Source organism: Neoaquamicrobium sediminum, from assembly GCF_013240295.1.
GTDB lineage: Bacteria > Pseudomonadota > Alphaproteobacteria > Rhizobiales > Rhizobiaceae > Aerobium > Aerobium sediminum.
In genome coordinates, this window is record NZ_JABETK010000006.1 from 89,863 (window position 1) to 108,716 (window position 18,854).

The following is an 18,854-nucleotide window of genomic DNA, read 5'->3' on the forward strand; positions in this document are numbered from 1 at the left end:
GGATGATGGCGAAAACGCCACTGGCGAAGCGGTCGAGGCCGATTGGTGCGATCCGACGGTGATTTCTTTGTTTTTGGACGGACTCATCCTGTCGCAGCACGGCGTTGGTGGAAAATCAGGCGGTCGAAATTGTAGGCGATATTGGCCAGCGTCAGTTTGGCTTCGGCACGGGCAATGCCGATGGTGCGGATGAACAGGCCGAAGCGGGTCTTCTGGTGGGCAAAGACATGCTCGATGGCGGCGCGGATCGAAGATTTGCGTGCATTTGCCCGAGCCACGTGTTGCGGCATCGAACGGCCTTGCGGCTTGCGGTGGTGAATGCGGCTCACCAGCATCTTTGAGGCCAGCCACTTCTCGTTCTTGCGCGAGCGGTAGGCGCTGTCGGCCCAGACCTCCGACGAGGTGTTGTCTGTCGTCACCAGCCGCTTCAGCATCCGCCCGTCAGCCTCCGAGGCCGAGGTCACGGCACTCTCCCGAATGAACCCATAGCGGCGATCGATAGCGATGTGGGATTTGTAGCCGAAGACCGGCAGCGCGATCTGAGGCAGCGGCGTGCCGTCCGGGCGGTGCCGGATCTTGCCGCCGATCTTGAGCGTCCAGCGCGCATCGGTGTCCTTCTGCGCCGCTTTGTTGGGTTCGTCCGGCCAGATCTGCGCTGCCAACTTGCCGGCTTTGATCGCCGCCTTCTCGCCCTCCGTGTTGCGTTGCTTGGGGGCCGGCACCAGGGAGGCATCGACGATCTGTCCCGACATCGGGATGTAGCCCTTCTTCTGCAATTGCCAGTCGAAGGCTTTCATCACCCGCTTCAGCGTACCTGTCTCGGTCAGTTTGTTGCGGAACATCCGGATGGTGTTCTCGTCCGGCGTCGGGCCTCCGAGGTCGAAGCCGAGAAACCGCATCCAGGAAAGCCGGTCCCGGATCATGAACTCCATCTTCGCATCGCTGAGATTGTGCTGGGCCTGCAGGATCAGCGCCTTGAACATGGAAACAGGATCGAAAGCCGGACGCCCGCCCTTGCTGCCGTCCCCATATCCAAGCCCCTCGACCAGCCATCCCCGGAAATACTCGAAGTCCACCGTCGCATCGAGAACTTCGAGCGGATCGCCGATTTTGCTCAGTCTCTGAAGATGCTCCGAAAGCCCGAAGAACGACCGCTGCTCCATCTTCCTGCCCCCTTCATGCCGATCGAGCCAGTGAATCATTAAATCGGAAAAAGCGGTAGGTTAATGCGGGTGTCCAGCTGCTGGCCATGCTGAGGTCCATCAGCCGATCGGCAAATTATGTCGAGTGACCGCTTCTCAAACACCGCAGTCGGCAAGGAATTGCCGCTGCGGACTCGGCATAATCCTGCGCTCTACATAATTGCGGAAGTCGACCGGCTTGGTCGCTACCATGACCTTGACCGCGCCTGTCGGCCCGATCACGTCGTCGCCTTCAACGCGCGGATGACCGCCGCCACCGTCTTGGCATCGGCTCCGCGGCCAACACGCATGGCGACGCCGTCGATCTCCAGCTCGATCACGCCGGCCTCTCGGGCGGCCTTGCGCCAGAGGCTGCGCGAGTTGGCCTCGACTACAATCTGAACCGTCCGCACACGAGCCTCGACGGGCTCACCCCAAACGAATTTGCAATCAGGTCCAGATCGGACCACAACGTGAACAGGGCTAGCTTATAGCCGGGGACAGTCAGGGGAGCACGTCAAAGGCAGAAAAGGTCATAGATGTCGCTCTCGCGGTCGGCCACATGCACGCAGCGTTCCGGCGCCCCGACGATAGCCAAGCTGCGCCGGAGTGATCGTGACGACAGCGTCTGCTGGAGAGGGCTAAAAGGAAGCGTCCACGCTCCAACCGTTTCAAGAACAAGCAGGCTCCCTTGGCTGTCGTGTCACAGGACCATGATCAGGCTATGTCGCCACAAGTTATTTTGGGGTTGAAAGACCTAATTCGCGATCTCCGACAATGCCTTGAGGTCGGTAAACGAGGATCAGTAAAAGAATGACAGCAAGTGCAATCTCCTGCATCCCCTGTGGGATCTGCAGCGTCCCCCGCCGATTTGGACGCCTTGTTCGAAGGCTCGCAGAACGCCACGGATGGACGCAACTGCCAAGGCGCCGATGACTGCACCAGTTAGGCTGCGTAACCCCCAACGACAAGCATTGCCAACGTGAGGAAAGTCATGTTGAGCCAAAACATGTTTACAGCCAGTGTTCCCAGGAAATGCCCGAACAAAACGCCACCGATAGCGAAAAAAAAACGCGCTAATCACAAATGCAATAAGGCGCTCCCGCCACACGACAATGCCAGCGGCCCGTGCGGCTACTTCGTCTTCGCGGGCTGCACGCAGGCGCAAACCGTGTGCAGAGCGCATGTAAGTCTGGGCAACAGTAATCGTCAGCGCAACCCATATCAAAGCTACCCAGAGATTGACATATACAGGCAATCCGACAACAGAACTTTGACCAGCTGTCAGGCTACCCCAGTTTTCATAGATCGTCTTGAACACGAAAAGTAAAGAAAGTAGAGCGATTGAGGCCGCAACACTGCTAAGCCGCATAATGATAAGACCCGCCAGAACCGCCACAACGGCTGCAATCAAGGCAGCGGTCAAAACAGCTAGAACCACAGGTACATCCGCGTGCAGAATAAATTCAGGCAAGCCCGGCATGAACACGCCGCGTATACTGGAGCAACAGGTTTGCCAAGCGGATGCATATGCTCCAACCAAGGCAAAAGTGACATGGCCGAAAGAAATTACGCCGGAGTTGCCCACAAAGATCGATAATGCAATTACCATGATCATATAGATGAGTGCTTCGGTTAAAATACCTTCTAATTCTCCACTCCCGATGAATAATACAACTACAGCGGCGAAGACGAGGATCGCGATGAGCCCTAAACCTGGAAAGAGAAGCTTGAGTGACTGCGAAATCAAATGCGTTCTCCTGTCGCGCGTGGGGCAAACAAGCCTTGTGGTCGGAAATATAAAACGAGGATAACCAACCCATAGAGAAATGCATCGCGCGACGGCTGCAGATCCGTGGGGAGAAGTGCTTGGAGCAGCATTGAGGCAACGCCAAGGGCAAAGCCGCCGAGAACGGCTCCTAACAAGCTGCCCATACCGCCCACTACAGTTCCGACGAACCCCGCCACGGCCAACGGTACCCCCATCTGGAAATCAAGCACACCAGTCTTTGACACGAAAAGGAGCGCGACGATGCCGGCCAGTCCACCCGAAACTGCAAAGGCTAACGCGATAACACGATCAGCTTTCACTCCCAGCAATCGCGCCATAGTGAAATCTTCGGCGCGGCGCGGACCTCAAGTCCTGATCGTGCTCTTCTAAGAAAAAACAACTACACCTAGGAGTAGTAGAGCGGTCGCCGTAACAGTGACAATGTCAACCAGGCTGAGGCGGATACCAGCTATTTCGACTTGTTTCGTAAGCTCCGGAAAGATGCTGACCGATTTAGGGCGTCCAGTATGAATGAACAAGACAAGACTTTGCAACAGGTAACTTATTGCAAATGAAGAAATCAGTAAAGTTGCCCCGTCCACTTCGCGTCGCCGCAAGGGACGGAAAGCGAAACGCTCGGTGAGCATCGCTGCTAGTGCAACAAGTATGATGATTGCAGTGATCATCAGCGCCGCGGGCAAGGCGCCAATTAAGGGTGGTGCAAACGCCGCCGCGGTTGGCAACACCAAAGCGTATGCGCCAAGCATAATGAGATCGCCATGCGCAAAATTTATCATGCGCATGACACCAAATATAAGGCCGATACCGAGTGCGACAAGCGCAAAGATACTGCCGAGGCTGACAGCATCAACGAGAAGTTGGATCGTGGTCAATCTCTTTTTCCCTCGCCGAAGTATACAAGTTCGAGATCCGTTCGCTGAGCAAGATCAGGGGTGTTTCCCTCGAGGACAATCCTTCCAGACTGCATAAAACATATACGATCGGCATATTTTAGCGCGCGGCGAACGCTCTGCTCGACAATCAGTAACGTGACGCCTTCCGAACGAATGCGGCTGAACGTTTCATAGACAAGCTCGACATATTTTGGAGCAAGCCCCAGCGACGGTTCGTCGACGACCAACAGCTTGGGCTCGGTCAGGAGCGCGCGCGCGATCGCCAACTGCTGTTGTTCACCACCTGAGAGAAAACCTGCCGGGCTCTCAAATCTTTGACGTAGGATGGGGAACAATTCCAGTATGCGATCAAGCACTGCGCGCTTTCGGCCTAGTCCACCACGCACACCGCTCGCCACAACCAGGTTTTCCCGAACGCTCATTCGTCCGAAGATCCGACGGCCTTCAGGGACCAGCGCAATTCCTTTCGACACGATCGTTTCGATCAAAGTCCCCGCCAATGGATGGCCGTCAAATCGGATGGAGCCCTTTGCGGGTTGCACAACTCCGGCAACCGCAAGCGTTGTCGTCGACTTTCCTACGCCATTCGGACCAACGAAGCAGACGAACTCGCCCTCGGCGATACCGAATGTAAGATCACGAACGGCGGGCACGCGACCGTAACGGATTTCGAGGCCCTCGACTTCCAACAACATTTCACGCAGCCCCCAAATATGCATCGATGACCTCGGGATCGCGCCTTACAATTTCGGACGGACCAGTAGCCAAGGTTCGTCCATTATTAAGTACATGAAGGCGCTGGCAAACCGTCATCACCACGCCCATATTGTGCTCAATCAGAAGAACTCCGCAGCCGAATTTGCTTGGAAGCTGTTGAATAAGCCGAGCGAGTTCGTCGCATTCGAGTTCGGTCATGCCGGCGGCGGGCTCGTCAAGCAAAAGAAAGCGGGGCTCAAGAGCAAGTGCCCGTGCAATACCGACCCGCCGTTCGTGAGCGTAAGGCAGAGCGTCTGCGCGTCTCTGCGCAACTTCTTCAAGCCCAACATAACTGAGCGCCTCCTGCGCCGCATCACGTGCGGCCCCCGACGAGCGTGGCGGGTTAGAGCGGCGGCCTCTACATTCTCAAAGACCGTTAACCGGCGAAACAAACGTACTGATTGGAACGTGCGAGCGACACCACGGTGCGCTAACTCCTCCGGCGGTAATCTGTTCACCGTCACGTTATCCAGCAGCAACGATCCATGAGTCGGTCGTAGATAGCCGCTCATCACGTTAACTAGTGTGGTCTTTCCTGCACCATTCGGGCCGAGCAGCCCCAGGATTTCATTTTGCTCCAGTGAAATCGTGATGGATTCTGAGAGCTTTCAAACCATCAAATAGAACGCTGACGTCATGTGTTTCGAGCTTGTGCACGAATTCAGCCGAAACGTTGGACGGGCTCACAAAACCACTCTGCAAACCCGCGATTACATCACCACCACTCAACATACTCGCCTTCACGAATATCGTAAAAACCGAGCGGATTTGGCTTCGTATCTTTGATTTCAATCATCAGCATAGGCCGGTTGAGATTTGTGTGCAGCTGTGGCGTAAAAGTCGTTAACCCGGCTAGCAATGGTTCATCAGTGAACTTTTCTAGCTCCGCTCGCACGTTTTCTGTATCGAAGTTCCCGGCTCGCTCGGCAGCACGAGCCCAAGCTTCTACCACGCTGTATCCCGTAACACCCATTCCGGAATCTGGGCGCTCCCCGAACTGCGCTTCGAACTTCTCGTTGAAGGTGCGAACTTCAGGGCGTGGCTCTTCGACGCCGGCGTCCGCGGAATAGTTCATATAGTAGTAGTTACTGAGCCCCGGTACCGCCGAGTGCCAAGCGCTGCCGTCGCCGCCGGTTCCCATTAGAACTGGAATGTCGATTCCTGCTGAACGGAACTGTCGTATAGCACTGGCAAGGCCTGGCGGTACGCTGCAGAGCGCCATGACTTGAGGCTTCTCGGCCAATCCGTTGTACCGGGAAATTTGAGTGGCCACTGAAACATCAGCATTCTTGAAGGTGTCCTCAAGCAGAACAGAGTCGTCGCCGTTCAACTCCCTGAACCGTCCCACAAAGCCGCGGCATACGGATTTGTTGTACTCGATAAAGGTGTCAAGTAACGCATATGCCGTTTTCCACCCCATCTTATTTGTCGCCCAATCGGCTAGGATTCTGCCGCTAGCTTCAGCATCGGTGGCCATAGTGAAGACATTGTTGCCGATGGTGAGATCGCCAGACTTCATATCACCACCACAACTCGATATCGCGAGTACACCGGCTTGCTGAGCCACGAGCGCTGCCGGCGCCCCCGTATCGAAGTCGCAAGCCGTCAACATCATCTTGACCCCTTGCTTCACCAAGTCCTGAGCTGCGCGCGCGGTTTGTGCAGCATCTGTTTTTGTATCGATATGAACAAGCCGCACCCTCTTGCCTAGCACTCCCCGTTCGCATTAATATCCTGAACAGCGAGTTCGGCAGCCTGGGTAGTCGAAGTATCGAAAACAGCCATCCATCCGCTGAACGAGGTCGCAGCTCCTATCAAGACCTCATCGTCATCGGACAGTACCGCTGTCGCCGAGGTGATTGTGATAATCGATGTCAAGACAAACAAACTCGAAAATACTCTCATAGCTTCACCTCCAAGTGGCGCAAGGCGCAAGCGGCATTAGCCAGTAATGCTCCAGCGCTTGAGAATAATTCGATCGAAAGTATTCTCGCAGTCAGCTGGAGATAATCGCCATATTTCCGTTGTCGTCCAAGCTAAAGACACGCGCGCGAATAGGGTGACGGACATATCAAAATGCGTCGCAAAGCAGCTATTCTTCATATGCGGAGAGAATTACATATGCCAACTGCCAACCACTGCCAACCGTCAGGTAGCGTAGTTCCGATAGTATCGACCCTCATCAAGTTCTGTCAAATTGTAAAAAAGATGCCTTTCATATAGTTTTTCAATATCAATCGCGATAAAGCAGATGAGGCAGTTTCACCTCGCAGGACGAGTAGAACGACAGCGATTGGGCAGGTAATCCTATCGACTACGGATCAGGGAATGCCGCGAAGAGTTGGTTCACGAGCCGGTCGAGCACCCGTTGAACGCCGTGCTGGGCGTCGTAGCGGATCGGCTGTATTGCGGGGTCTGTGTGAGCAGCATGAGGCGCGGAGGAATACTCCGTGATGTCGTGGACAGCACTGATTACGGAATAGCCACGCGCCAAATTGTGGCGGTCAAAACTTCACACAAGGAAGAGCCGCTCGCGGCAGAATAGCACCGCCGGCCTTGATATCGCCAAGCGCATCGACGACGAGGATCACGACATGATCACTAGATCGATCCACCCTCCTTCCCCTGATCCGGAAGTTGCGCGAGGTGCAGGACAACATCGGCAGAATGGACCGGACACTCATTCCCGGACTCGGCCGACCACAATCAGACAACGCGGCGATCTACTCAGACCGCACCGCGCTTAGAGTTATCATCGAGTTTGACGCACAATATCATGGCATCTATGTTTCAAACTCAGGAAGAAGGGTGTTCACAAAACCAAGGACTATCTCAACGGCAAAGAGCGCTCTGCGTGCAGGTAAGACAGATCAAAACTTCGCAGCTATGATGTATCTCGCTGCGGGCGTTGAGAATTCACGATGAGGGACAGCAGGTCTAGACCAGGAGCTCATTGAGCACCCCATCGAGGTCAGTGGTATCGCTCAAATTCATAGGCTCCATGTGTCCCCAAATTGACTTTAGAACATGACACCGACCGTTCGGTATATGCGTCGCCTCATACTGGGAGTCAACTGGTGGAAAGTAACGATCAAGATTAACCGGCAAGATAACTGTTTTTGCCGTGATCGCCCGCAAAGCTGCTTCATAGTCACCATTGTAGATCGAATTGTCACTTATATCTCCATCCACCCACGTCCATAGCTGACTCAGCAGGTTGTTAGGGTCACAACTAGTAAAAAATGGCTCCCAAAAATATTCTACAAACTGCTCATAGTCCTTAGCGCCGAAAACCCTAAAGGCATCAGTTCTGAAGAATTCCTCCGAGAAACCCCAGCCAGCATAAATTGATGCGAAAGCCTTTAGACCTTGCAGTAGCGGCTGTTCATAGAAGCCGCTTTTAAAGGACGGATCCAATTCGAGCGTTCTACGAAGAGAAAGTAGGAAAACTTTGTTGTAGGATGCTGTTCTTGCAGAGCCTGCAATAGGGGCAGCTGCACGAACCAAATCCGGATAGCGTGCTGCCCACAGAAATGCTTGGCTCGCACCCATTGACCAACCGGTCACTAGACGAAGCGAATCTATGCCAAGCATTTTTGTTACTAGCTGATGCTGAAGACTAACGTTGTCCCAGTAAGTGATTTTTGGAAAGCGAGCCCTGTCGAAAGGCGCTGGTGTATTTGAAGGGGAAGAAGATATACCATTTCCAAGAAGGTTAGTAAAAAATAAAGTATTTATCAGGATCTAAGGCTCGGTCTGGGCCACACATATATAGTTCACTGCTTTCATCACTTCCAGTATACCATGATGGAATAAGAACAGCATTGTCCCTTTTTCGTTCAGCTTGCCAATGGTGCGATAGGCAAGGCGCGCCAATGGAAGGACGCCGCCTTTCTGAAGCGCGAAGTTTGGTATCTCAAGGAATTCGCGTTTAGACATATTTTGTTCTCCAGTTGACAACTTCTATGCCTTACCAAGCAGAACTTTAGTGGATCTCTTTCGTCGTCCTTGCGAAACGCTACACGCTCAGTAGGGTCCACGACCTCAGCTGTCGGCCCGACAAGCACCGGATTTGTTGCCGAATTGGTGGTGACCACGGCGAGCACTTCGGAAGGGGCTCGCCCCGAACATCTTCCACGTAAATGTTGCTCGCTCGAATGATATACAAAGCGTAGCGCCGAACTCTGTTCGCTCGATTTTCTCGAGACCCGTTATTCCAACCAGAATCAAATTGGTTCGCGAGAGGCATGAGTCTTGCCTGCCCTCACAAATTCTGGGTAATAATATTGACGAGCCTCATTTGGCGTCAAATTGAATAAAGAGAACTTGGGTATCGTATTTTTCAATATCGTGACCCTCTACGATGCTATCGCTCTGAATGATGTTATTGATTTGGATTTTTGATCCTGGTTTGTCGCGCTCCGGCGAAGAAGGAGTGCGTCACTTCAGAAAATTCCGCGACGATATTCGCCGAGGTCGCTCTGTCTTTGCCGATGGCGAGATTGTTCGTTCTGTTTCGTAACGCAGGTGGACACCTCCGGAAACGGGTTGATGTGAAGTAATTTCCGGCATGGGGCTGCCATATACACGCTGCGCCGGGCTCATGGACGCGGTCGTTGGGAGAGAATTCGGCCTTTCAGGCTGGTCTTCTCATGCTGTTGCGGGTTTCGCTCCAGCCAGCACCATCGCTTCATGTTGTTGGCCATGTTGGCGAATGTGATGACGGCCTCGGCTCTGGCGATGCCGATGGTCCTGACGAACAGGCCCATGCGGTGCTTCTGCTCGGCAAAGACGTGCTCGACGTGGGATCGGACTTTCGATTTCCTGCCGTTGGCTCGCTGCATGGCCTCGGGCATCGGCCTGCCTGGCGGCTTCCTTTGATGAATGCGGCTCGTCCTGCCATGCTTGTCGAGATACGCCTCGTTGGCGCGGGAGCGGTAGGCGCTGTCGCCCCATACGTCGCCGGCAGTGTTGTTCGGATCGATCAGCCCCTCGCGCAGGCGCGCGCCGTCGGCAGCCGTTGCATTGGTGATCTTCTGCCGGCGGATGATCTTGTGCCTGCGATCGATCGAGACATGGCTTTTATAGCCGAAGGCCGGAATGGCGATGTCGACCTGTTTCGTGCCGTCCTCCTTCGGCTTGGCCTTGCTGAACTTCACCGTCCAGCGCGCGTCCCGGTCCTTCTGCCTGAGCTTGGCAGGCTTGTCTTTCCAGACGTCCGGGATCGCGCCAGCCTTGATATCCGCCTTCTCGGCCTCGGTGTCCCTCTGCTTTGGTGCGGCCACCAGCGTGGCGTCGACGATCTGGCCCGACATCGGCAGATAGCCGGCGTTGCTGATCGCTCTGTCCAGACGCTCGAACAGTCCTGTCGAGCGCTTTGGCCTTGATCAACGCCTCGCGGAAATCCCAAAGCGTGTTGGCGTCGGGAACGGCATCTCCAGGGCCGAGACCGCAGAACCGCATCCAGCACAGCCGGTCACGAACCAGGTAATCGGTCTGCTGCAAAGAAAGACCATGCAACGCCTGCAGCATCAGCATCCTGAACTTCAGCACCACGTCGAAGCCGGGCGACCGCCCTTCGAGGTGCCGCTGCGGCGGACCGCCTTTTCCAGCAACGGCCGGAACATCTCGAAATCCACCGTCGACGAGAGCTTCTCCAGAGGGTCGCCTTCCGCAGACAGCTCCTTCAGCCGATCCTCAACGTCCCAAAAACCCCGCTGCCCCTGCATCCAAATTTCCCTGCCGCTTCAATGCCGACAGGGAATCAGAAATCAGCCCGCTTGACCAGTTTCCGGAGGCGTCCAGGTTGTACCCCGGCTATGGTACTGGCGGGCAGATTGCGTCCACATCCGGAGTGTACAAACAGGTTCGACAACCAATTCGGAGTCACTGCCAGCTATCCAAACCGTCAAGCATCGTCCGTCTGATCGGAGCCGTCCTGCTCGAGGCCAACGATGAGTGGCAGCTTCAACACCGATACATGCAGGTCGAAGCCATGGCCGACCTGAACACACCAGCAATCGAGGAGGAAAAGCCGCTTCAGATTACACCAAAGGCCGCCTGATCATGACGGCCCGGTTCCACACCCGAAATTACACCACGTAGCGTCAATCGCAGAGAGGCCTCCCCTCGACGGTGAAGGCCCTCCAAACTGACCAGCGGCGAACAAACCCATGCCGCCACCGTGAGGAGAAGCGCTATGCAATACTATGCCGGACTGGACATCAGCCAGGAAAAGACATCGATCTGCATCGTTGATGCCGAAGGCAGCATCATCGCCGAACGCAAGGTCGCGACCTGTCCCGACGCGATCGCCGCCGTACTGACCACATCCCCGTTGACCCGCGCAGGGTTGGAAACGGGGCCGCTGTCGGTCTGGCTTTGGAACGAGCTGAAGGTGGCCGGCGTGCCGATCATTTGCATGGATGCCCGGCATGCGAACGCGGCTCTGTCGATGATGCCAGCTAAGACCGACAGGAACGACGCGGTCGGCTTGGCGCAGATCGTTCGCACCAGGTGGTGCAAGAGTGTTCACGTGAAGTCGGTCCCGAGCCATGAAGCGCGGGCGCTTCTCGCGGCGCGCAGTCAACTCGTCCAGATCCGCTGTGATCTGGAAAATGAGATCAGGGGTGTCTTGCGCACCTTCGGTGTCGTGTTCGGCAAGCGCGTCGGAGGCTTCGCCCGACGCGCGGAAGAGATCGTTGCGGGCGAACTGGACACCTCGCCTACGATCCGCGCCGTGGTAGACGCGCTCATGAAGGCCAGGGCCGACATCGCCGCCCAGGTCACCTCGCTCGACGCAAGAGTCCGCTCGATGGCACGGGCTACCCCCGCTGTGCGGCATCTCATGATGGTGCCGGGCGTTGGAGCGGTGACCGCGCTCGGCTACGTCGCCACCATCGACAACCCGTCCAGGTTCCGCCGATCTGCGAGCACGGGCGCTTACCTTGGGCTGACGCCGAAGGTATACGCATCCGGCGAAACAATGAGAGTGGGCCGCATATCCCGCCGGGGCGACGACTTCCTGCGGCGCAGCCTCTACGAAGCGGCCAACGCGTTGCTCACTCGGGTCGCCAGACCGTCGTCTCTCAAGGCCTGGGGCCTGCGCATCGCAAAACGCAGCGGCTTCAAGCGAGCCAAGGTAGCGGTCGCCCGAAAGCTTGCCGTCGTGCTTCACGCCATGTGGAGGAGCGGAGAGGCCTTCCGCTGGACCAGCGGCGTCACAGAGCCGGCTGCTGCGTGAACCTGCAAGCGACATGATCGAGTTGCTCTGATGTAAGCTGCCGAGATCGTCGGGCCGGGACGATGGCGAGAACCGAGTGCCGACTGTCAACAGGCGAGGGCCGGATCCACTCCGGCGACCGCGAACACCACATTGGCCGGTTCAACCCATCCGACGCCATGCTGAGGCGGATAGGCTCCGACCTCGAAGAGAACCATGAGCCCGACACGACGTACCTCTCCAGCTTGACAAGTGCGATTAGAGAACGTTGACGGACGCTACCATCGGTCGAAATAATGGACAGGAGCAGCTTGACGTAAATCATCCCAATCAGAAGGAGACTCTTAGATGTTTCCGCTGGAGCCAGACAGTTTTACTCTTCCGCACGAGGATGCCCTAATTATCTATTTCCCCCATACCGCAGGGCACGCAGGTCTTCGTCCATGTGCGCAAATGTCTCGTCACGGGATATCTGAAGATGAATGTGCATCAGAGACGCGCCAACTGACGATTCCCGTCAATCAGGGCGCTGATGATATCCCTGTGCTCGCACATTGATTGCCGGATCCTTTCAAGTCGAATAAAACCGATATACTCCGCGACCCGGCGCATATTGTTCTGGCGTTCTACCGCGTTCAACAGCTCCGCGGTTTGGGCGCCTTCGGCAATTTCTCGGTGAAACCGCGCATCGAGATCGAACAGCCGGCGCCGTCCCATATCCTCGATGTTCTCGATCGCGTAGACATGATCTGCGTCGAGCCGCTGCAAGACCTCGACACTGACCTTGTAGCCGTCCGACAAGAGGCTGGCTGGTTCAAGGATCTGACGGAACCGGTAGCTTTCGTCCAGAGCCCTCGGACTGACATCCGCAAATATCCAGCCTCTTCCGGGAGAGGGTTCGACGAGACGATCCCGCGTCAAACGTCGCAGCGTCGAGACAAGGACCCCGTTCGGAACTGAATAACGTTGCATCATGGCCCGCTCACTGATCACGCCTCTCAGATCGCCAATCGCCATGTCGCGCATCACCCGTTCGTCGAGGAAAGCGTCTGTCGAATCTTCCTGGTCACCGGAAAAGACCGCCGGATCCCTGACCACGAAGCCTCGGCGTGGTTCGAACGTCAGTGCTCCTTCAGACTGCAACTTCATGAGTACACGCCGGATGGGGGTGCGAGACACCCCCAGCCGTTCAGCCATTTCTGCTTCGTTGATGCGGTCCCCCGGATTGAAATTGTCAATTAGATGCAACCGAAGCTGCTCGAAGATCCGGGTCTGTAACGGCGTCTGCATCCTGCACCCTTTGTAACCAGATTGCATTTAAGTGCAGCAAAACAACCTAAGCAGGACAACCGAAATGTTCAAATCATGTTGCCATTTTTCCGCAGGTTCGATTGGACCACCAAAGATTGCCGATCGTACGAGCAGGGAGCGAGCTATCCAAGATCCAGCACGACAATCGAGCCGCGAACCGCAGCATGGGCTAACACGCTTGCTGCCATGACGCTAGCCATGGCGACTTCGGGATGCGGGTGAGTAATACCAACGGTCTCGGCTGCTGACTCATTCGTGATTTTGCGTGGTTTGCGGTCCGTGATTCCGTGTTGCCGAAGGAGATTCGGCGATGGGATCAGCGGTGAAGTTGCGGAGTGACTATTCGGCCGGCGAGCTTCGCCGATTGGCTCGGATTTCGAAGGAAGTGCGTCAGAGCAGCCGGTTGTTGTCACTCGCGGCGGTCCTGGACGGCATGAGCCGAGCCGATGCGGCGCGGATCGGCGGCATGGATCGCCAGACGCTGCGCGACTGGGTGCATCGGTTCAATGCCGCAGGCCCCGAAGGTCTTGTCGATCAATGGTCGCCTGGTCCGCCGTCTCGGCTGTCGCGCGAGCAGCAGGCCGAACTGGCTGCGATCGTGGAGAAGGGTCCGGACTGCGCGGTTGAGGGTGTGGTGCGCTGGCGACGCGTCAACCAGAAGCGCGTCATCAAGGAGCGCTTCGGCGTGGACTACGACACGCTCTATGTCGGGAAACTTCTGGACAGGCTCGGCTTCGCGAGATTGAGCGTGCGCCCGCAGCATCCGGCGTAGGATACCCATATCATCGAGGCATTCAAAAACGTATGGCCCGCCCGTCGGCAAGAGGGTTATTTCTGATGGCAACTAATGGTCGGCATCAACGTATACGGCGTATCGGCTGATTGCCGTCGCCAAGATGGAGATCCGCACGTTCCGGGCCTCATAAAACTCACGGCGTCGCAGCGCCATCTTTTGAATCAGGTTTCCGGTACGTCGGCTCGACCGTCAGGCCATCTTTCAAAGTCCTCCCGCAGACCTAATGGGTCAGGCGGCGTCGGTTAAACGCTGTCACTGACCGATTGCTTCAGGCCGCCAATGCTGAGGCTCGTCCAACATCGAAGGCAGAGCCACGTCGCAGTGCTGCCCACGCGATGCGGGCGAGCTTGTTGGCCAACGCCACGACCACCGTATTTCGATGCCGCCTTGCGAGCAGGTTTCGCAGCCACATTCCCAACGGTGTCGAACTTCTGGCCAGTGAAGGTAACGCTGCCCGGGCACCATGGATCAGAAGGGTGCGCAGATACTTGTTGCCGCGCTTGGAGATGCCGAGCAGTCTCGGCTTGCCCCCGGTAGTATGGTCCATTCCTCCCGCATCTCGGCGAGCAGGCGGCGAATGCGGCTGTGCGTCCGGTTAAATGTCTGATGCTCTAATGCAAAGCAAGTCGACCCGAAAACGGCGAAAATCCGACGATCAGGCCGCGCTCCTCCGCATTATGGGGGCCTCGTGATTAGTGAAGCGTGGCAAGACCGATGCGGCGGATGCGGGGGCCATTTGCGAGGCGGTGACGCGGCCGACGATGCGGTTCGCTCCGGTCAAGAGCGCCGGGCAGCAAGCCAGTGCGATGGTGCTGAAGACCCGCGATCTGCTGGTGCGCCAGCGCTCGCAGACCATCAACGCGCTACGCGCCCATCTCGGCGAACTGGGCGTCGTGGCCGGGACAGGGGTGGCGAAGGTCGCCGGCCTCGTGGCGATCGTGCGCAACCCGCAGGATGATCGGCTACCGGCGGCGGCCAGGCTTGCGCTTACCTCCCTGGCCGACCAGATCGACAGGCCGACGGCAGAGGTCGAAGGCCTGGAGCGCCAGATCGTCGCCGCAGTCCGGCGCGACGACGAGATGCGCCGGATGACGACCGTCCCCGGTGTCGGGCCGATCACGGCGGCCGCCGTCAAGGCTCTGGTGCCCGACATTGCCGGCTTCACGTCCGCCCGCCACTTCGCCGCCTGGCTAGGACTGACCCGAAGCCGAACTCGAGCGGCGGCAAGGAACGACTGGGGTCGATATCGAAGATGGGCAACGCCACCTTGCGCACCCTGCTGGTCGTCGGCGCCACATCGGTGCTGCGCCACGTGCGCAGCGCGGCGAACGGACCGGCATGGCTGATCGGGCTGCTTGCAAGGCGCCCGGCCAAGGTCGTGGCGGTGGCGCTGGCCACCAAGATGGCCAGGATCATCTTCGCGCTTCTGACCAAGGGCGGTGAATACAGAAAACCTGAATGGACCAAAGGAATGGAGTCAGCCGCCGCTTGAAATGAGGAAGGACGAACAGGCTTCCGGCGCGGTCAACCGCAGCGCGCCGAAAGGACCAAGGTGCAGAATGACGACGATGACCCCACGGGCCGAAATCCCGACGCGAGACAAGCCGATTATACCAACGCACCCTCAAGTGCGAGCCGTTGTTTGGCTGCCCGCGACGCGGACTTCATCGAGGCCAGCGGCCACATGTGCCGCACCGAAAGGCCGGACATATGGGCGGACAGCCAGGGGGAAGAATTGCCATCCCTACCTTGGCCCAAAGGGGTCGTTCCACATATGGTATAACCACTTTCGGCCGTGCTCGGATAATTCGGATTGCTTCTATCCGAAAGAATTGTCGATCGATGCTGGCCGATTGCAGGCCACTCACCGTCATTAAGATAGCTCGGAATGTTGAACCCAGGCACTTCCACGCGCGTCCTGCGTGAACGTAACGCTCAGTGGTAATCGCCATGGAGATAGCACTGCGCCAAGCACATCGGACGACAATCGTCGATCTCGGAAGTCCGGCTTCGGCTGCCGACCATCGAGAAAGTCTACATCCGCCTGGGTAAGTACGCCTTCACCAAAGGAGCTATGGCGCCTTCGCCGTTTCACCATTTTGCACGGCAAGCGTCGAATCGCACCCTGCGTACCAATCATGGGCCGGTCTATCATTGAATATGATTGTCACGTCCTTCGGCTGGGAGCCCAGCTTCTCTACGACCACACGCACTATTGCCTCTGCCGCTTCGCGCTTCTGGGCTAGCGAGCGACCAGGATAAAGATCAATCGTCACGAGCGGCATTTCAGAGGCCTCGTTTGTCGACTTCGTTCTCGCACGCTGTCTGCACCGATCACCGCTGGGCACCAATTCAGGTGCGGCAGCGGCGATGTATTTCTTTGCTTACACAAGCGAGAACGACCTTCGCCGAAGGCACCGCGTCAGTCGTGCAGTTCAACCTTCGTCAAGAAGACCAAGGCCGAATCGCATCCTTGAGTACGCGAGCTATCTCGACCACATTCGGCGTATCGGAATGGATGCAAATGGTCTCAGCCTGCACTTCGAAGTCACGGCCTTCGATCGTTGGAGCCTTCCCTTCCTTGAGCATGCGCACGACGCGGTTCGCTACCTCGACTGGATCGCGCGCTTCGTGGCCACGCGTTACGATAAGGGCGCCAGAGGCATCATAGTCGTTGTCGGCATAGTACTCGGAAATGAACGGAACGCCGCGGGCCTTGTACACTTGGTCGCCAACCGTTCCTGTGATTCCGATCACAGGAACGCCGTATTGAAGCGCGACATCGGCGATGGCATTCGCCACCTCTTCACGGCGCGTGGCGGCACCGAACAGCGCGCCGTGCGGCTTGATATGGTTGAGCTTGAGGCCGGCAGCATCGAGGAAGCCCTTCAGAGCGCCGACCTGGTAGCGAACGCAGGCGGCGAGTTCTTCACGGCCCATGATCATGTCGCGCCGCCCAAAGCCCTGTTTGTCCGGAAACGAGGGATGGGCGCCGATAGGAACGTTGTTCTTGGCTGCGAGTTCAACCGTGTCGCGCATAACAACAGGGTCTGAAGCATGGAAACCACAAGCAACGTTCGCGATATGGATGTTGGGCATTATGCCAGCGTCGTCGCCACATCGATAAAGGGCAAAACCTTCACCAATATCGCAATTGATAGTTACACCTTTACTTTGCGCCATATCGTTTCTACTCCCAAGGATTTATTAGCCCTATTTTTCTAGGGAGAGCCGAAGCTGGCGTCAAATTCGAAAAAAATAGGCCCACTATCCTATTTTTTAATATCTCACGCCGAATGACGCTGTCCTTTGTGTACCTCCATGGCGGCTCGGTCGTCGCCAGATGAAGAAAACTGAAGGAAGTCGCAGAAAGCCTGGGTTAACGGTGGTAAATCCGAATCCGTTCGCCAAACTAGGCCGATATCCATCGTCGGCACAGTGTCGGCCAAGTCAAGCAATTCGATACGCTGATTGTCATACGATCGAGGTCGATAGATGAGCTCGGAGAGTATCGTGACTCCAAGGCCGCTACCGACCATGGATCGCACGGCTTCAATCGAGGAGGTGCGGAAGACGGTTTTTGGTTTGAGGCCTTGAGCTGTCCAGTAGCGGAGCGTCGTGCTGCTCGACTCGTCGGTGGTGAGCATGACGTAAGGGTACTTCGCTACTTCGGTAAGGGTTATCGATCTAAGCCGGGTGATCGGATGAGATGGTGCGACCCACAATCGACGAACCGAGCGCAACAGCATTTTGCTGGATAACTGCTCAGTAAGCACCAGATTCGAGATGAGCATCACCGCCAGATCCAATTCCCCGTCGATCAGTCGCTGTTCAATCATCGACCGTGGGCCCTCGAAAAGCTCGGTACCAATGCCAAGGGCGTTCGTCTGGAATTTCGCGAGATATCGCGGCAAAAAGTAGCCTGCGACGGTGGGGAGACCCCGACCCGCAACGTGCGCGCTATAAGCGCTGTCGATCTGCGCGTCTCGTTCACACATTCTTCCACCGCAGACAGGATATCGCGGCTACGCGATAGGAAGCGGGTTCCCGCCGGAGTAACAGACACTCCATCATGACTGCGCACGAGCAGTCGCGTGCCTACGGTCATTTCCAACTGCTGGATTGCAATCGTTACAGCTGACTGAGAAATGTTGAGTTCCGACGCCGCTTGGCTGATACGACCTACCTCTGCCGCTGCCACGAAATAACGGAGTTGTTTCAAAGAGATAGACATACTCTTATACACCGTTGACGTGGTATATCAGCTTATGCTTAAATACCGTGAGAGCCATGTGATCCGGCACCGGCGTAGCTAGCCGCTCATGTCGAGTTCATCAAAATCAGAATAGACAATTTTCTTTTTGCTAAGCAATATCAGTTCCTGCGCGATGTTGCCATTTTTGCGCCATCCAGGTGATTTCGGCCTCTGCCGCGGAGACATCGGGCCTGCTCACAGGGCATGAGGATCAGTTGTCTCGGGTTAGCAGACGGCACACGCGCTTCAATCGGCCTCGCACCTGCCTAGGCGAGTTCATTGGAGCGACCGATCGCGAGTAGGCAGGGCGATTGGTTCTCGCGACGGCGTTGGTAGGCGTTGATGATGCGCCCTTGAGTGTATCCGAACCAACGTCCCGCAGGACGATTGCAGCGACCGCCCGCGTCCGAACGTTCGGAATGCACTTGCGGCTGAGATCGCGGAGAATGTGCACGCAACGGGTCGAGGGTATCTGAACTTTATATGGGCAATATGAAAGAATAGAATTTTCTATTGCCACCGTCCGTTGATAGCGTTCGCCAACAACAAGGGAACACCGGCGCACAACTGCGCTGCAGAGACGGGGTACGCCGTCATGGGACTGTCGTCGATCGATTTCGATGCGCAAGCGATCCGCGAGTTCACGTT

Annotated in this window: 15 protein-coding genes and 7 pseudogenes; 5 read left to right on the forward strand and 17 right to left on the reverse strand. The window is 56.6% G+C overall.

Features of this window, described 5'->3' with window-relative positions; genetic code table 11:
* Positions 1-83 precede the first annotated feature (83 nt).
* The 11 genes and pseudogenes from HK436_RS29360 to HK436_RS29405 all read right to left on the reverse strand — a co-directional run bounded on the left by HK436_RS29360 (position 84) and on the right by HK436_RS29405 (position 10,351).
* Positions 84-1,163 (reverse strand): transposase, encoded by a 1,080-nt coding sequence (locus HK436_RS29360; RefSeq protein ID WP_173195109.1) that lies wholly within the window; start codon positions 1,161-1,163, stop codon positions 84-86.
* Positions 1,164-1,420: 257 nt separating this feature from the next.
* Positions 1,421-1,594: a hypothetical protein gene (locus HK436_RS29365; protein ID WP_173195110.1), complete on the reverse strand. Its 174-nt coding sequence runs from the start codon at positions 1,592-1,594 to the stop codon at positions 1,421-1,423.
* Positions 1,595-1,983: 389 nt separating this feature from the next.
* On the reverse strand, positions 1,984-2,931 hold the full coding sequence (locus tag HK436_RS29370) for a branched-chain amino acid ABC transporter permease (protein ID WP_173195111.1): 948 nt from the start codon (positions 2,929-2,931) through the stop codon (positions 1,984-1,986).
* Positions 2,928-3,845, reverse strand: a pseudogene (locus tag HK436_RS29375) (branched-chain amino acid ABC transporter permease). The gene HK436_RS29370 and the pseudogene HK436_RS29375 overlap by 4 nt, the downstream one beginning before the upstream one ends.
* Positions 3,842-4,585 (reverse strand): ABC transporter ATP-binding protein, encoded by a 744-nt coding sequence (locus HK436_RS29380; RefSeq protein ID WP_173195112.1) that lies wholly within the window; start codon positions 4,583-4,585, stop codon positions 3,842-3,844. Before HK436_RS29380 ends, HK436_RS29375 begins: the two are co-directional and overlap by 4 nt.
* Entirely contained in the window at positions 4,563-4,781 is a 219-nt protein-coding gene (locus tag HK436_RS32135; protein ID WP_244649566.1) for an ABC transporter ATP-binding protein C-terminal domain-containing protein, read from the reverse strand. The genes HK436_RS29380 and HK436_RS32135 overlap by 23 nt, the downstream gene beginning before the upstream one ends.
* A gap of 66 nt (positions 4,782-4,847) precedes the next feature.
* A pseudogene (locus HK436_RS32140) lies at positions 4,848-5,215 on the reverse strand (ATP-binding cassette domain-containing protein); the annotation flags it as partial.
* 122 nt (positions 5,216-5,337) lie between these two features.
* Positions 5,338-6,336: an ABC transporter substrate-binding protein gene (locus tag HK436_RS29390; protein ID WP_312860804.1), complete on the reverse strand. Its 999-nt coding sequence runs from the start codon at positions 6,334-6,336 to the stop codon at positions 5,338-5,340.
* Positions 6,337-7,559: 1,223 nt separating this feature from the next.
* Positions 7,560-8,366, reverse strand: a complete 807-nt coding sequence (locus tag HK436_RS29395) for an alpha/beta fold hydrolase (RefSeq protein ID WP_173195221.1) — start codon at positions 8,364-8,366, stop codon at positions 7,560-7,562.
* Positions 8,367-8,561 (reverse strand): hypothetical protein, encoded by a 195-nt coding sequence (locus HK436_RS29400; RefSeq protein ID WP_173195114.1) that lies wholly within the window; start codon positions 8,559-8,561, stop codon positions 8,367-8,369.
* Between the two features lie 662 nt (positions 8,562-9,223).
* Positions 9,224-10,351, reverse strand: a pseudogene (locus tag HK436_RS29405) (IS5 family transposase).
* Between the two features lie 182 nt (positions 10,352-10,533).
* Between HK436_RS29405 and HK436_RS29410 the strand changes: the two are divergent.
* Together HK436_RS29410 and HK436_RS29415 are read left to right on the forward strand one after the other, a co-directional pair.
* Positions 10,534-10,686, forward strand: a pseudogene (locus tag HK436_RS29410) (IS256 family transposase); the annotation flags it as partial.
* Positions 10,687-10,821: 135 nt separating this feature from the next.
* Positions 10,822-11,865: an IS110 family RNA-guided transposase gene (locus HK436_RS29415; RefSeq protein WP_173195115.1), complete on the forward strand. Its 1,044-nt coding sequence runs from the start codon at positions 10,822-10,824 to the stop codon at positions 11,863-11,865.
* 468 nt (positions 11,866-12,333) lie between these two features.
* On the opposite strand, the gene HK436_RS29420 is transcribed toward HK436_RS29415, so the two are convergent.
* Positions 12,334-13,134, reverse strand: a complete 801-nt coding sequence (locus HK436_RS29420) for a GntR family transcriptional regulator (RefSeq protein ID WP_173195116.1) — start codon at positions 13,132-13,134, stop codon at positions 12,334-12,336.
* Between the two features lie 331 nt (positions 13,135-13,465).
* Between HK436_RS29420 and HK436_RS29425 the strand changes: the two are divergent.
* A pseudogene (locus tag HK436_RS29425) lies at positions 13,466-13,924 on the forward strand (helix-turn-helix domain-containing protein); the annotation flags it as partial.
* A 295-nt stretch (positions 13,925-14,219) separates the two neighbouring features.
* On the opposite strand, the pseudogene HK436_RS29430 reads toward HK436_RS29425, so the two are convergent.
* Positions 14,220-14,489: pseudogene (locus tag HK436_RS29430) on the reverse strand (transposase); the annotation flags it as partial.
* 550 nt (positions 14,490-15,039) lie between these two features.
* Between HK436_RS29430 and HK436_RS33915 the strand changes: the two are divergent.
* Together HK436_RS33915 and HK436_RS33920 are read left to right on the forward strand one after the other, a co-directional pair.
* Positions 15,040-15,206 (forward strand): annotated as a pseudogene (locus tag HK436_RS33915) (transposase); the annotation flags it as partial.
* 45 nt (positions 15,207-15,251) lie between these two features.
* Entirely contained in the window at positions 15,252-15,443 is a 192-nt protein-coding gene (locus tag HK436_RS33920) for a hypothetical protein (RefSeq protein ID WP_376769235.1), read from the forward strand.
* Positions 15,444-16,023: 580 nt separating this feature from the next.
* Here HK436_RS33920 and HK436_RS29440 read toward each other — a convergent pair.
* The 4 genes from HK436_RS29440 to HK436_RS33925 all read right to left on the reverse strand — a co-directional run bounded on the left by HK436_RS29440 (position 16,024) and on the right by HK436_RS33925 (position 18,185).
* The gene (locus HK436_RS29440) at positions 16,024-16,236 is read right to left on the reverse strand and encodes a tautomerase family protein (RefSeq protein WP_173195118.1); all 213 of its coding nucleotides are present in this window, start codon (positions 16,234-16,236) and stop codon (positions 16,024-16,026) included.
* 160 nt (positions 16,237-16,396) lie between these two features.
* Positions 16,397-17,134: a 5-oxoprolinase subunit PxpA gene (pxpA, locus tag HK436_RS29445; RefSeq protein ID WP_173195119.1), complete on the reverse strand. Its 738-nt coding sequence runs from the start codon at positions 17,132-17,134 to the stop codon at positions 16,397-16,399.
* Positions 17,135-17,238: 104 nt separating this feature from the next.
* The gene (locus HK436_RS29450) at positions 17,239-17,865 is read right to left on the reverse strand and encodes a LysR substrate-binding domain-containing protein (RefSeq protein WP_173195120.1); all 627 of its coding nucleotides are present in this window, start codon (positions 17,863-17,865) and stop codon (positions 17,239-17,241) included.
* On the reverse strand, positions 17,787-18,185 hold the full coding sequence (locus tag HK436_RS33925; protein ID WP_173195121.1) for a LysR family transcriptional regulator: 399 nt from the start codon (positions 18,183-18,185) through the stop codon (positions 17,787-17,789). Before HK436_RS33925 ends, HK436_RS29450 begins: the two co-directional genes overlap by 79 nt.
* Positions 18,186-18,854 lie beyond the last annotated feature (669 nt).